This is a genomic window from Chitinophaga sp. (genome assembly GCF_017745275.1).
Taxonomy (GTDB): domain Bacteria; phylum Bacteroidota; class Bacteroidia; order Chitinophagales; family Chitinophagaceae; genus Chitinophaga.
The window spans coordinates 24,923-40,317 of sequence record NZ_JAGHZS010000003.1 but is presented as its reverse complement, the minus strand read 5'-3'; the positions used below and the strand labels follow the sequence as shown (position 1 = coordinate 40,317).

Genomic DNA, 15,395 nt, shown 5'->3' with positions numbered 1-15,395 from the left:
ATTTTGATTTGGGTCATCACATCACCTGAACGTATACACGAAGAAGTACAGATAATATCCGGGCTATTATCAGCCGGGGCTTCGCGGGTAGTGCTCAGAAAACCGGGATGGACACAGGAACAGTACCGGGCACTGCTGGAAGGTATTCCTCCGGACTATTACGGCCGGCTGCTGATCCGCGATGAGCCTCTGCTGGCAACAGAATACGGGCTGGCCGGCGTACATTGGAGCAAAGCTGCCAATACCTTTCATGCTGCTGCAGCATACTCAGAAAACAGCATCGGCATACACTCGGCAGACGAAATAACGGTAATGAGTAAACGTTATTCAGTTTTGCTGTTAAGCCCGGTATTCGATAGCATTTCCAAACCCGGCTATACCGGCAGGGCGGCAGGTACGCTGACCAACAAAGACCACCGGCCGGTACTTGCTTTAGGCGGTGTGGACCATACCAATATCATCTCATTAAAAAAATGGCAGTTTGATGGCGCCGCTTTACTGGGCGCCGTCTGGCAAACGCCGGCGAAAGCCGTCGAAAATTATTATCGCATTCAGGAATTATGGAACAAGAGCGACCTTACGTGATGAGCTTTGCCGGTCTGGATCCCAGTGGGGGCGCAGGTTTACTGGCAGACATTAAAACTTTCGAACAACACCGGGTAACCGGCTATGGCGTATGTACCGCCCTTACGGTGCAAACTCCTGAACAATTTGTATCTGTAGAGTGGCTATCGGTAACGCATATACTGGCACAGGCGAAACCCTTGCTGGGAAACGATTTGCTCCGGTATTGCAAAATCGGGATCATGGCAGATATTCAGTCGCTACTGGAATTAGTGAGGCAGGTGAAGTTAATGTCGCCCGGTATCCGTATTATCCTGGATCCCGTCCTGAAAGCATCTGCAGGCTTTACTTTCCATGGCCATATACAACAGCAGGCCTGGAAAGAGTTGCTACCAGAGTTATACCTGCTTACCCCTAACTACGATGAGGCGTTGGCGTTAACAGGGCTCACAGACGGCGAAGCCGCCGCCAGGAAATTATCTGAATGGTGCGCAGTATTGCTGAAGGGCGGACATCATAAAAACAAGCCGGGATATGATACTTTATACACCGGGGATGTGATACATAGCTTTGAACCGGTATTAAAGAAAGTATATCCCAAACACGGCTCCGGTTGTGTATTATCAGCTGCCATTACCGCCGGCCTGGCCAACGGCCAATCATTACACGACGCATGTGCTAACGGCAAAACCTATACGGAAAAGCTGCTGGCCAGTCATTCATCATTAACAGGATATCATTACATATGATCAGCAAATTGCACTACATATCGCAACCGGACCATATTGGCAACATTACCGCGGCACTCGATGCCGGCTGTAAATGGATCCAGTTGCGCATCAAAAACGAAACACCCGACACTGTTTTACCGGCAGCCGAAGCGGTAAAAAAAATCTGCGACCAATATAAAGCATCGTTGATCATCAACGACTACCCACATATTGCAGTGGCAGTGGGCGCCACAGGCGTACACGTAGGCCGCCTGGATATGACAGTAGCCGCTGCCAGGGCCATCACCGGCAACAACATAATAGTCGGTGGCACCGCCAATACTCTCGACGACATTCTTCAACACGTAACAGATGGCGCCAGTTATGTAGGCGTGGGGCCTTACAGGTTCACTACTACCAAACAAAACCTGAGTCCTATACTGGGTCTGGCCGGCTATCAGCAAATTTTACAGGCGTTAAAAGAAAGGAATATAGCCGTCCCCGTTATTGCCATCGGCGGCATTTTGCTGGATGACATCCCGGCCCTGATGGAAGCCGGCGTACACGGTATTGCTGTAAGCGGTCTTGTTACGCAGGCCATGGACAAGCAAAATATCGTTCATCATATTCATCAACAGTTAAACCATACCCCTACATGGAGCCTCTAATCATCGCCGGCAAGCAGTTTTCATCCCGGTTGTTTACCGGTACCGGCAAGTTTTCTTCTCCCGATATCATGGAAAGCGCACTACTGGCTTCGGGTAGCGAGCTGGTGACGGTGGCGCTCAAACGGGTGGAAATGGATAACAAAGCAGATGATATGCTGCAGCACCTGCAACATCCGCAACTCAACCTGTTACCCAATACCTCCGGCGTACGTACGGCCAAAGAAGCGGTATATGCAGCACAACTGGCCAGGGAAGCACTTGAAACCAACTGGATCAAGCTGGAAATACATCCTGATCCCCGCTACCTGATGCCGGATCCGGTAGAAACCCTGCTAGCGGCTACAGAGCTGGTAAAGCTGGGATTCATCGTATTGCCTTATGTGCATGCAGACCCCGTGTTATGCAAGCGGCTGGAGGAAGTAGGGACCGCTGCTGTCATGCCTTTAGGCTCTCCCATAGGCAGTAACAAAGGACTAAAAACCGCCGATTTCCTGGAAATCATTATTGCGCAAAGCAATATTCCTGTGATTGTAGACGCAGGTATTGGCGCCCCTTCTCATGCAGCACAGGCCATGGAAATGGGTGCCAGCGCGGTGTTGGTGAATACCGCGATTGCCGTTGCCCGTAACCCGGTACAGATGGCAGTAGCATTTAAAGCCGCAGTAGAAGCGGGACGTATCGCCTATGAAGCCGGTTTACCCGGCAGCAGTCAGCAGGCCATTGCCTCCAGTCCATTAATTGCTTTCCTGGATGAAGCATAATTCAATTTTATCATCTATTTAATCCATCATTATGTTTAAAAGCATATTTGATCAGTATGAGTGGAACGAGGTAAAAGCCGGTATCTATGCTAAAACATCCAGGGATGTGGAGCAGGCGTTGCATCATCAACGTCGTTCGCTGGACGACTTTGCCGCCCTCATTTCACCGGCGGCGGCGCCTTACCTCGCACAAATGGCAGCCATTAGTAACACCCTCACCCGGCAACGCTTTGGTAACACCATGCAGTTATACATCCCGATGTATCTCTCCAACGAATGCCAGAATATCTGCACGTATTGTGGATTTAGTTTAGATAACAAAATCAAAAGGAAAACTCTCAGTCCGGCGGAAATACTAATGGAAACAGCTGCTATCAAGGAAATGGGGTTCGATCATGTGTTGCTGGTAACCGGGGAAGCGCATCAACAGGTAGGCACCGACTACTTCAAAAAAGTACTGCAATTGCTCCGGCCTCATTTCTCGAACATCTCTATGGAAGTGCAACCGATGGACGAGGAGGACTACCGGGAATTAACAGCAGAGGGGTTACATGCCGTACTGGTATACCAGGAAACCTATCACCAGGACGATTATAAAAAGCATCATCCCAAAGGGCGTAAATCGAACTTTGAGTACCGGCTGGAAACACCGGACCGGCTGGGGCGTGCAGGTATTCACAAAATGGGGCTGGGCGTACTGATAGGGCTGGAAGACTGGCGAACCGACAGTTTTTTTACGGCCCTTCACCTGGGTTACCTGGAGAAAACATACTGGCAAACGAAGTATAGCATTTCTTTTCCACGCCTGCGGCCATTTTCCGGGGGGCTTACGCCTAAAGTAGTGATGACCGACCGGGAACTGGTGCAGTTGATTTGTGCCTATCGGTTACTGAACCAGGAGGTAGAACTTAGCATTTCTACCCGGGAAGAGGAAACGTTCAGGGATCATATTATCCATTTGGGTATTACGGCCATGAGTGCGGCTTCCAAAACCAATCCGGGTGGGTACGTGGTAGATGCGCAATCGCTGGAACAGTTTGAAATTTCGGATGAGCGAAGTGCAGCGGTTATTGCGGAAATGCTGAAAGGGAAGGGGTATGAGCCGGTTTGGAAAGATTGGGATCCTGCTTTTTCGGGACAATAAAAAAGGTGGTTGGTTAGACCACCTGGTTATTATTGTTGTTTTTCATGGGGAGGTTAAAACATATATATTTGTTGAATTACTTCTCTCAATCATCCTAAAGATAGGGCGGCTAATAGAATTTAAAAAGGGGCAAATCAAACTGAACAAAATGAACAGACCAGATTTAAATGAACAAGTCCCTCTTTTTAACTTCGCTTTTCAGGAATGAACAAGCTCTGGCCTGGGCCCGGAAGGCAATAAAAAAGGGCTGCTTCAAACGCTGAAGCAGCCCTGTACCGAAAATCCCGTAGTTGCCATATTACTTATTAAGATAAGTATGATTGGAATCTAATCATATCAAAAGTAGTATGGCCATGCTGAACAACAACAGTAAGCAGTGATATGAACAAAAAGAACAGATATCAGCCAAATGCACAAAATGCTCGTTAGCTGACCACATCCCGGTAGCTTTTAATGGTATCATGCGCTTCTTTTAGCCAGGCCCGCTGGCTGGCAATCATCTCCCGTACGCTATAAGGCATTGTAACATCACTGCTCAGTGCATCTGCATAGGCGCGTTGTACTGCATCTTCCCCATATTCACAGGAAGAAAAAAGAGAATACCGGTCGGTCCCGGTAAAAATGGTTTTTACAGACATCCAGGTCCGATATATTTTGCCGCTGATAGTTCCTGCGGTAATTCCATCTACTCCCTGAGCCGCTAATTGCTGATTTAACGCCTCCACAAATTTCACACTGTCGTTGATCATATGCTGAAACAAAGCTTTTACATCCGCGTCATCACTGGCATCCTTTGCTATCTTGTACCCTTCTATCCGGTCGTTATTGATTTTGATAAGATCACTTAAGAGGGTTACCAATTTATCTTCCTGAAGCATAGTAAAAATTTTAGGTTAAAAAGATAGGTACCTTTTCATTTTCAAAAATGTTTCCATTTTACCAAACCCTTTATCAACAAGTACTTCCAGAGAAATATACCGGCGGCACCCGCCCTTTTTTGTCCCGGATGGTGGAGAAGGTTCCACAACACAGCAGGGTCAACGATATTAAGATGGCTGTAAACAAAGCAATTACCGGATTGGCATAAATTTTTTGGAGATAATTTATGAATCAAATCCTTGAAACAATGAATAGCCTTCTTTATTTAATCGCCGTAATTCTAATTATAGGATGGATACTTGGGTTCTTTGTTTATTCCGCGGGATCATTAATACATGCCTTGCTTGTGCTGGCTATTATTGCGATCCTCATCAATATTATCAGAGGCAGAGCGGTATAGGATTACGATTTAGCTACTAATGACGTACCCGGTTTGGTATACTCACTTTTAAAAAACATTTGAAGGGGAACGCTTTAATCCGGTAGACGAGAAGACTTTGTTGCATTGGCTGTTGTCAGGCTTAAAAACTGCCACAGATACAGTTAATAGTTATCAATGCATGGTATTTTCATCCAGTAAAAAACCAGTGCACCCCGTAACCAGACAGAGCTTTCAATTCTACCGGATTTTGTTATCTTAGGCTGCCTAAACAAACCCTTTTGAAACATCTTGTTATCCCATTTTATGTCTCTTTATCAGCTTATGCATTGTCAGGCAAAATTGCAACTGCCGGTACTGCCAGTAATGAACCGATTTCCCCCGGAAAACGTTGCCGCCAAATTATTATCCGATCAAACTCCTTATCTCAAAATCCGGTCTTTTGATATTACCTCCTTGAGCAAAATTGGGTTACCACGGCGCAATAGTACCTGGAACAATAATACCATGTCAGTTTCCTGCTTTTGATGTAATACGTTAAAAACAATAGCGCCCCGGCGTTGTTATCTTCAGAAAAAAACCTGCTTTATGAAACGCTTGCCATTATTGTTAGTATGTGTCATCTTTGCCGCCTGCCAACAGACCGGTAAACACATCGGAGGAACAGATAGTACGGCAACCCAATCGACAGATGCAGATACTGCTGCCCAGGTAACTTATACAGGTACGTTACCCTGCGCCGACTGTGAAGGCATTGTAACAGAACTTACCCTGCACCGGAAACCGGAAACCAGCTTCACTATGAAAGAAACCTACCTTGGTAAAAACCAGACCTTTCCCAGTGAAGGCAATTATGTGGTGCTACATGGTACTCCATCTGACCCCTCCGCCACAGTGATACAACTCAACCCCGACAAAGACAAAAACCTTCAACGCTATTTTCAACAGGTGAATATTGATGAACTCAAGATGCTTGATATAGAGCAACGCGTCATAGAAAGTAATCATAATTACACCCTAAAAAAGGTTTTATAGCATTTTTACAACAAAATTGAATGATAACCAGGTGCCGGTTTAAAATAAACCGGCGCTTTACATTTTATCAAAAAAGTCGCTTAAATTTAGCGTTGACCTTGTGACCTTTTATCACTCAATCATGTTATGAATCGATTTTTGGGCTATCTGATTTTGCTACTGATAACTGCTACCCATGCCTATAGTCAAACGTCTACCGACAGTTTGCTCAGGGAGTTGAATAAAGCCATGGAAAAATCAGCCGTCTATGATTCCATTAAATTAAGAGGTATTGATAGCATCAAGCGCGGCTTGCCGGCTGTAGCCAATAATCCCACCGGGCGATTTCACATCTACGAACAACTCTATAACGCTTATAAAGTATTCAACTTCGATTCTGCCTTTGTATATGCCCGGCAGCTGGAACAGTTGGCCATACAATTACATGATCCGGTATATATCACCGCCTCCAAAATTAAGATCGGCTACGTGTTGCTTTCGTCCGGCATGTTCACGGAAACAGCGGCTTATGTAAATACAATAGACGCCACTGGCGCGCCAGATAGTATCCGGATTGAATTTTACCTGATGAAAAGCCGGTTGTATTTCGACCTGGCAGATTATAACCAGGACAAATACTACACCCCCTCTTATATAAAACAAGCCAGCGCTTATATTGATTCCGCCCTGGAGCTGATACCCGTTAATTCATTTGAGTACCGGTATAATAAAGGGCTGCAATTATTTAAAATGGGGGATGTGGCCGGGGCCCTGGCTATTTATCCCAACCTGGATACACCCGGTATCAGCGATCGTAAGCTGGCCGTATCCGCCTGTACACTGGGTGCCATTTATGAGGCCCTGCATAATACCGATACTGCCATCGCCCTGATGACCCGTTCCGCCATTGCAGACATCCGGTCATCTACCAAGGAAACTATGGCGAGTTACAGTTTGGCGACCCTGTTATTTGAAAGGGGAGATATCAAAAATGCATCACACTGCATCGAACGCGCCATAGGGGAAGCGGTATTTTACGGCGCCCGCCAGCGAAAAGTAATGGTAAGTAGTATTTTACCCATTATTGAGCATGAAAGAATTAATACTGCAGAAGAAAGAACCAAATCGTTGCTGATTTATGCAGCAATTGTTACCATATTGCTGATTGCCCTGGTAGTATTGGCCATTACTGTATTCCGGCAGGTGCAAAAGCTCAAGGTCGCCCAGCGGATTATTACAGCCGCCCATTTGAAGCAGCAGGAAATCAATAACCAGTTACTGGAAGCCAATAAAATAAAGGAAGAGTATGTTGGCTATTGCTTTAATATCAATGCCACCTATATCGGGAAAATAGAAAAACTGAAACAAAGCCTGGAACAAAAGCTCGCCGATAACAAACCGAATGAACTGAAGTTTGTGGTCAACAATATTAATATCCGGCAGGAAAGAGAAGAATTATTTACCAACTTCGACCGGGTATTCCTCAAAATATTCCCTCATTTTGTAACGGAGTTCAATGCCCTCTTTGACAAAGAAAACCAGGTAGTATTAAAAGAGAATGAATTACTGAATACAGACATCCGGATCTTCGCACTTATCCGGATAGGTATCAGCGATAACGAAAAAATTGCCAGCATCCTGGAGTATTCTGTCAACACCATTTATGCCTACAAAACCAAAATCAAAAAGCGGTCTTTAATACCCAATGAAGAGTTTGAAAACCGCATTATGAGCATCAAAGCACTCTAAAAACAGGCAGAATATCTCTTCATTCTACCAATATATAAATATTTTATATATGTATATAATGTACTGATAATCAATCAGCATCAACCCTTACATTTGGCACTTTCGGGTTTATTTTCTATATTTTAACTGTAATACTTGTTACCCTGCTGATAGTGTTTTTATTTTGACTCATCAGTAGAAAAAACCAAAAATCTAACTTGTTCTAAAAAACCATTCAAAGAAAACAAAACGACACCGGTCGTTTCAAAAAACAATTTAATCCACGTTGATAAACTGCCGAGGCATTCTCTGCAAGCAACGCCTTATTTCCGTTCACTTAAATAATGAAAAACATTTAATCCACGTAGCAGCACCGTTGACTGCTTAAAAAATCCACTTTATGCTTAAAACAAGATTCATCAAAAATCTTTTTCTGTGCATGCTGTTATTTGCCTTACCCGGTATGGCTATGGCCCAGAACAAGACAATTACCGGGAAGATCACCGACAAAAGCGGTGTAGCCATTCCTGGCGCCTCTGTACAAATAAAAGGCACCCAAAGTGGTACTACCACGGATGCCGACGGAGCTTTTAAGCTGTCTGTTGCTCCGGGAGCCAGCGCCTTAATAGTAAGCTTCATCGGTTATACACCACAGGAAATAAGTATTGCCAACAAAACAACGGTCAATATACAACTGACCCAGGAAAATACCACCCTTACCGATGTTGTGGTAGTTGGATATGGCACTACCAGGAAAAAAGATTTAACCGGCGCTATTGCACAGGTAAAAGCCGCCGATTTCAATAAAGGAATCACCTCAGCCCCTGATCAACTGATCCAGGGTAAGGTATCCGGCCTCATGATACTTAACAATAACGGAGCGCCCGGCGCCTCCGCTACCGTGAGGATCAGGGGTGTATCGTCCGTTCGTTCCGGTAATCAGCCACTTTATGTGATAGACGGAGTACCCTTAGACGGACGTATTGCCCGTCCCTCACTCAACCTTACCGGACTAGGTCAAACACCTGATGCCAACCCGCTCAACTTTATTAATAATAATGATATCGCCACCATGGAAGTATTGAAGGATGCTTCTGCTACCGCTATCTATGGATCCCGCGGATCAAACGGGGTAATTATCATCAATACTAAAAAAGGCACTGCAGGTGCTGCAACAGTAGATGTGAACTACTCTGTAGGTATGAGTAATATCATGAAGAAACTGGATGTACTGAATGCAGATGAATACCGTGCCGCCTTAAAAAAATATAACTTCACCAGCGGCGATGGCGGCTCCAGTTCAGACGGCCTTGGCTCTATTCTCCGGACAGGCGTTACACAAAATGTGCATGTGGCCATCAGTGGAGGCAGCGAAACCAGCCGCTACAGAGCTTCCTTCGGGTTACAGGATCAACAGGGTATCGTTAAAAAAACCGGTTTGAAAAAATATACCGCTACCCTGAATGGTCAAAGTAAATTCCTGGAAAGTAGAAAATTGGGGATCGACTATAGCATTATGGCGGCTCAAACCAATGAGCAACTGGCGCCCATCTCCAATAACGCCGGCTTCACCGGCAGCTTAATCGGACAAGCTTTACAGTGGAATCCTACGGTAGCACTCACCAAACCAGATGGATCACTGAACATCCTGGCCAAAAACCAGGCGATCAATCCAATGAATATGTCGCAAGGCTACGATGATAAAGCGAATATCAGTTATGTACTGGCCAGTGTATCTCCCTACTTCAAATTCAACGACAACTGGGAATACCGCGCTATGTACAGCGTAAATCATCAGATTGGACAAAGAAGAGCTTCCCTGGACTCTACCATTAACATTGACCAGGTACTCGGTGTAGGTATCGCAGCTTACAATACTGCAGAACTCACCACCCAATTATTCAACAATACCCTGACCTATAACAAGCAGCTCTCCAGCGCCTGGAACCTCACTGCCATGGTAGGATATGAATACCAGAAATTTGCTTATTCCGGCGTAGGTATCGGTGCCAAAGGCTTCCCTACCAACGCTGTCGGTTACACGAACATATTCCAGTCTACCTCCCAGGTAAATACTAATATCAGTTCGTTCAGGAACCCATCCTCCGAATTGCAGTCTTTCTTTGGCAGGGTAACCGTTAACGCAAAAGACAAATATATCCTGACCGCTACCATGAGGGCTGACGGATCCAGCAAGTTCGGCGCCAACAATCGCTATGGCTATTTCCCTTCCTTCGCTGCTAAATGGAATATCACCAACGAAGATTTCATGAAAGGCAATACCTTTTTCAACAACCTGGGATTGAGAGCAGGCTATGGTATTACCGGTAACCAGGAATTCCCCGCTGGCGCAGCACAGGCACAATATACCCTTACTCCGGGTAACAAAGCCAATCTGAGCAACGTTCCTAACCCTGACCTGAAATGGGAAGACTCCAAACAACTGAACGTGGGAGTGGATTTCGCCATCCTGAAAAACAGGTTAAGCGGTACATTGGATTACTTCCTGAAAAACACCACCAACCTGTTGTTCAGCTTCCCGGCTATTCAACCGGCCCCGGCCTCCAGCTATTGGATCAACTTACCTGGTAAGGTGATGAATACCGGTGTGGAATTATCCCTTAAAGGTACTATCGTTCAAACCAAAGACTGGGTATGGGACCTGGGTGTAAATGGTACCTGGCTGAAAAATGAAATGTCTGGTTATTCCGGCCCTACTGTTAATACCGGCTCTATTGACGGACAAGGTGTATCTGGTGTAACCTCCCAACGCCTGGCAAACGGATATCCGCTGAATACTTTCTACCTGAGGAAATTTGAAGGTTTTGATGATAAAGGCATGAGCATTTACGCCAACGATGGCAAGACCCTTTATTATATGACCAATCCCAATCCTAAAGTGCTGCTGGGTATCAATACCTACGTACAATATAAAAAATGGAGTTTCTCTGGTAGCTCCCATGGCGCATTCGGATTCCAGGTGTATAACAATACCGCCAACACAGTATTACCCATCGGTAACCTTGGTTCCCGCAACATTGCCAAATCACTGGTTGGTAATGGAGAAGCACAAACCAACTCACCCGCCGCTTCTTCCCGCTACCTGGAAAATGGTAGCTTCCTGAAGCTGGACAACCTCACGCTTTCTTACAATGTAGGACCTGTCGGCAAAGTATTCAGAGGCGCTGTATTGTCGCTCACCGGCCAAAACCTGCTGGTTATTACAAAGTATACCGGATTTGATCCTGAAGTAAATACTGATAAAAACATTAATGGTGTTAGCTCATTTGGTATCGAGTATTCTCCTTATCCAACAGCAAGGTCCTTTATGTTTGGTGTAAACTTTACTTTATAATCTACTGCTAAAAAAGATCACAATGACGACTCAACATATATTCAAAACAGCCATGGTAATAGCCTGCAGCATTGGTTTCACGGCCTGCAGCCTGAAGGAAGACCTGGGAAGCAGCCTAAATCAACAACAGGCAGATTCAGTTATTAAAGCGTCCCAATTGTTAGGTACCGCATATGATAATTTGCAGAATGCCTACCAGGACTTCTCCCAGACCTGGGGTATGAGTGAAATCAGTACAGATGAAGCACTGGGCCCCACACGTGGTGGAGACTGGGATGACAATGGTGTTTGGCGCGCACTGCATTTACATCAATGGGATGCAGACCATGCACACATACAAAACACCTTTAGCGCATTACTCCTCGAGCAATTCAGTGCTACCAACGTATTGGCATTTCACCCCACACCAAGACAGGATGCAGAAGCCAGATTTTTACGCGCCTGGTCTATGTTTTCTGTGATTGACCTGTATGGCCAGGTGCCTTTCCGTAATCCAGGCGATAATTTACTGGAACCACCCAAAGTATTCAACGCGGCAGATGGGCTGAATTTCCTCATCTCCGAACTGAACGCTATCATAGCGAACCTGCCGGATAGAGCAACTGCCAAAGACGCCTTTGTGGCCAACAAAGATGCCGCACGCTTCCTGCTGATGAAGATTTATCTCAACAAAGGCGCTTTCCTGAACAGGAAATCTCCCACCTTTGATGCAGCGGATATGCAAAAAGTGATTACGCTGGCAGACGAACTAACTGCCAGTGGCTATAGCATCCAGGCAAATTATTTCGAAAACTTTGCGAAAGATAATGATGCAAAATCTCATGAAAATATCTTCACGCAACAGAATGGTCCCGGCATCAGCAATACCCGTAATGGTAACAACGTATACTGTCGCTGGATGTGCACCTTGCACTACAGCCAGAACCCGAGTGGCTGGAATGGCTTTACCACCTTATCTGATTTTTATAATTCCTTTGAAGCGACTGATACCCGCTTAGGTGGTGCCTATCCCGGTGTAACCAATGTTTCCGGCTTAAGAGTAGGTTTCCTGGTAGGGCAGCAGTATGATCAAAATGGTAACAAAATCCTGGACAGAAGCGGACGCCCTCTTGTTTTCACGCCTGAAGTGGAGCTGAGAGCAACAGGCTCCCAGGTGGAAATGTCTGGTATCAGGGTAGTGAAATATCCACCAGATATGGGTTCATCCGGTAGCGAAGCCACCAACGATTTTGTATTCTTCCGCTATGCAGATGCCGTATTGATGAAAGCAGAAGCCTTACTCAGAACAGGTGCTGCTCCTGCCGCATTGCTACTGGTAAATGATCTTCGCATAAAACGTGGTGCTTCCGCTTTACTCACATTGGACCTCACCCAAATGCTGGCTGAAAGAGGCCGCGAATTATACTGGGAAGGCTGGAGAAGACAAGACCTGATCCGCTTCGGCAAATACCTTACGCCATGGCAACTGAAACCAACAGATGATGAGAAGAACCTGCTGTTTCCAATTCCTACCAGCGACCTTGCTGTAAATCCAAACCTGAAACAAAATCCAGGCTACTAGAATATCCTTTTGCTACAGGCGGGATCATAGAGATCCCGCCTGACAGCAACATCTCCTTCCTTTTATTACTGATATCACTGTTACGCATTACGTCTGTAATGCGATAGGGAATTTTTTGTGTAGAAATAATCGCTCATATGAATATCAAATCGCTGTTAAAGCAATCCAACTGGCTACTGTTACTGTGCGGCCTTTCTCTTAAGGCACAAACCCCGGTAAAAACGATTGGCAAAATAAACACCGTCAATATCTCAGGACAACAAATCCGGATCTCTGCGGAAAATGCCTACGCTGAAATCACCGTATACAGTCCATCAGTGGTGCGCGTACGGATGGACCAGCATCCACTGGCGGCTGATTTTTCATACGCCGTGATCGCACAACCGGTAACCACGCGGGTACAGACTACCCAAAATGAGCGAGAAATCAATGTCACTACCGATTCCCTGCAATTTCGTATCACCAAAAATCCATTTTCCATCCATTTTTTTACCCCTTCGGGAGAAGTGATTAACGAGGATGAAACCGGGCTTACCACCTCCTGGATTGGCAATGACGTTACCACCTACAAAAAAATGCAGGAAGGAGAACGATTCATTGGATTGGGCGAAAAAACCGGCAACCTGGATCGTAAAGGCGAAGGCTATACGAACTGGAACTCCGACAAGTTCGGCTACGCCACCAACCAGGACCCCATCTACGCTACCATCCCTTTTTATATCGGTATCCATCACCATGTTAACTACGGCATTTTCTTCGACAACACCTTTCAAAGCGATTTTAATTTCGGCGCCAGCAACAACCGGTTCTCTTCTTTTGGAGCAAGAGGAGGGGAGATGAACTACTATTTGATCTATCATCCGCAAATGGCTGATATCATTGCCTCTTACACCTCTCTTACCGGCCGGATGCCTATGCCGCCTCTGTGGAGCCTCGGCTACCAACAAAACCGCTACAGCTATTACCCTGATACTGAGGTATTACGCATCGCGCAAACCCTCCGCGAGAAAAAAATTCCTTCGGATGGCATTACCCTCGACATCCACTACATGGATACCTACAAACTATTTACCTGGAACAAAGACCGTTTCCCTAATCCGTCCCAGCTCACGAAACAACTGGGCAATATGGGCTTTAAACTCACCGTGATTGTTGATCCCGGCATTAAAGTAGAGGATGGCTACGCCGCTTATGAAAACGGCAAAAAAGAAAACATCTTCATCAAATATAGTGATGGACAAAATTATACCGGCCAGGTATGGCCCGGCTGGTGCCACTTCCCGGACTTTACCAGTGTAAAGGGCCGCGATTGGTGGAAAGGGCAAATTAAATCGTATATCCAGAATGGCGTGCGCGGCATCTGGAACGACATGAATGAAATTGCCACCTGGGGACAAAAAATGCCCGACAACGTATTATTCAACTATGAAGGTCACCCGGTTACTCATCAACAGGCACATAATATTTACGGTCTTCAGATGGTACGCGCCAGCTACGAAGGCAGCCGCGAAGAATTAAAGAAACGTCCTTTCCTGCTGACCCGGGCCGCCTATGCCGGCTCTCAGCGCTATAGCGCCATCTGGACCGGCGACAACCGCGCAGAAGAAGATCATATGCTACTCGGGGTACGCCTGCTGAATAGCTTAGGTCTTAGCGGTATGCCATTTTCCGGGATGGATATTGGCGGCTTCACCGGCAATCCTACCGTAAGCCTCTATGCCCGCTGGATGCAGATTGGTGCGTTCATTCCTTACTTCCGTAATCATACAGGCGTTAATACCAAATCGTCTGAGCCATGGGCATATGGAGAAGAAGTACTGGAAATTACCCGTAATTATGTTAACCTGCGCTACCAACTGCTTCCATACCTGTATAGCTCCATGTATGAGGCCACTCGTACCGGCATGCCCGTTATGCGCACCCTGGCCCTTACCAATACTTTTGATGCTAAAGTTTATGATACCCGCTTCCAGAATCAATACGGCTATGGCAGCGCCTTTATGATTGCCCCTTTCGAAAGCACCAAAGAATTTGGAGCGGTTTACTTCCCTGCCGGCAAATGGTACAACCTCTACAATGATAGTCTTACCAACGGCAACCAGGAAATGATCACACCACTAAATATCAAAACCCTGCCGGTATATGTGAAAGAAAGCAGCATTATACCCATGCAGTCGTTAATACAAAATACCGCCGAGAAACCGTCAGACACGCTATTTCTACATATTTACAAAGGAGAACAACCGCATTCCTTTGTTTATTATGAAGATGATGGAGAAAGTTTTGACAATGAAAAAGGCGTCTACTATCAACGTACCATCTCTTATCAACCGGCTAATAAAAAAATCATTTTCGAAAAATCAACCGGCAGCTATACTTCAAAATTTCATCACATCAAATTATTACTCCACGGCTTTAATGAGCAAAAAAGCATCTCCGTAAATGGTAGCCAACTGCCATTACAAACAAGCGGTTATGCTTTCCTTTCACCTATTTCCCGTTTTGATCCGCAAGGGTTTTCTATTCCGGCAGAGCGTTGCGCTGTACAACAGGCAACCTTCGATAATGGTAATCAGGTCATTAACGTGGATTTGTAATAAAAGGAACGGCCCCCTGGATTTTCCGGGGGGTC

Annotated in this window: 12 protein-coding genes; 11 read left to right on the top strand and 1 reads right to left on the bottom strand. The window is 45.8% G+C overall.

Annotation, left to right across the window (positions count from 1 at the left end; translation table 11 throughout):
- Positions 1-3: 3 nt before the first annotated feature.
- The 5 genes from J7623_RS09670 to thiH are packed head-to-tail and all read left to right on the top strand — an operon-like array spanning position 4 to position 3,847.
- Entirely contained in the window at positions 4-585 is a 582-nt protein-coding gene (locus J7623_RS09670; protein ID WP_291919653.1) for a thiamine phosphate synthase, read from the top strand.
- The gene (locus J7623_RS09665; RefSeq protein ID WP_291919652.1) at positions 561-1,313 is read left to right on the top strand and encodes a hydroxymethylpyrimidine/phosphomethylpyrimidine kinase; all 753 of its coding nucleotides are present in this window, start codon (positions 561-563) and stop codon (positions 1,311-1,313) included. The genes J7623_RS09670 and J7623_RS09665 overlap by 25 nt, the downstream gene beginning before the upstream one ends.
- Complete coding sequence (locus J7623_RS09660; protein WP_291919650.1) at positions 1,310-1,942, top strand: thiamine phosphate synthase; 633 nt, start codon at positions 1,310-1,312, stop codon at positions 1,940-1,942. The genes J7623_RS09665 and J7623_RS09660 overlap by 4 nt, the downstream gene beginning before the upstream one ends.
- Positions 1,930-2,703 carry a thiazole synthase gene (locus J7623_RS09655; RefSeq protein ID WP_291919648.1) on the top strand — a complete coding sequence of 258 codons (774 nt, stop codon included), beginning with the start codon at positions 1,930-1,932 and terminating at the stop codon, positions 2,701-2,703. The genes J7623_RS09660 and J7623_RS09655 overlap by 13 nt, the downstream gene beginning before the upstream one ends.
- A 31-nt stretch (positions 2,704-2,734) precedes the next feature.
- On the top strand, positions 2,735-3,847 hold the full coding sequence (thiH, locus tag J7623_RS09650) for a 2-iminoacetate synthase ThiH (RefSeq protein ID WP_291919647.1): 1,113 nt from the start codon (positions 2,735-2,737) through the stop codon (positions 3,845-3,847).
- Positions 3,848-4,272: 425 nt separating this feature from the next.
- Here thiH and J7623_RS09645 read toward each other — a convergent pair whose 3' ends face one another.
- Positions 4,273-4,725 (bottom strand): PA2169 family four-helix-bundle protein, encoded by a 453-nt coding sequence (locus J7623_RS09645; protein ID WP_291919645.1) that lies wholly within the window; start codon positions 4,723-4,725, stop codon positions 4,273-4,275.
- A gap of 227 nt (positions 4,726-4,952) precedes the next feature.
- On the opposite strand from J7623_RS09645, the gene J7623_RS09640 reads away from it, so the two are divergent.
- The 6 genes from J7623_RS09640 (at position 4,953) to J7623_RS09615 (ending at position 15,360) form a co-directional block, all read left to right on the top strand.
- Positions 4,953-5,126: a lmo0937 family membrane protein gene (locus J7623_RS09640; RefSeq protein WP_366838678.1), complete on the top strand. Its 174-nt coding sequence runs from the start codon at positions 4,953-4,955 to the stop codon at positions 5,124-5,126.
- A 567-nt stretch (positions 5,127-5,693) separates the two neighbouring features.
- Positions 5,694-6,140 (top strand): copper resistance protein NlpE, encoded by a 447-nt coding sequence (locus tag J7623_RS09635; protein ID WP_291919643.1) that lies wholly within the window; start codon positions 5,694-5,696, stop codon positions 6,138-6,140.
- Positions 6,141-6,266: 126 nt separating this feature from the next.
- Positions 6,267-7,868, top strand: coding sequence for a DUF6377 domain-containing protein (locus tag J7623_RS09630; protein ID WP_291919641.1), 1,602 nt, complete (start codon positions 6,267-6,269; stop codon positions 7,866-7,868).
- A gap of 379 nt (positions 7,869-8,247) precedes the next feature.
- Positions 8,248-11,202, top strand: coding sequence for a SusC/RagA family TonB-linked outer membrane protein (locus J7623_RS09625; RefSeq protein WP_291919640.1), 2,955 nt, complete (start codon positions 8,248-8,250; stop codon positions 11,200-11,202).
- A gap of 22 nt (positions 11,203-11,224) precedes the next feature.
- Entirely contained in the window at positions 11,225-12,763 is a 1,539-nt protein-coding gene (locus J7623_RS09620) for a RagB/SusD family nutrient uptake outer membrane protein (protein ID WP_291919638.1), read from the top strand.
- Between the two features lie 137 nt (positions 12,764-12,900).
- A complete protein-coding gene (locus J7623_RS09615) occupies positions 12,901-15,360 on the top strand; it encodes a TIM-barrel domain-containing protein (RefSeq protein WP_291919636.1) in 2,460 nt (819 codons plus the stop codon).
- Positions 15,361-15,395: the final 35 nt, after the last annotated feature.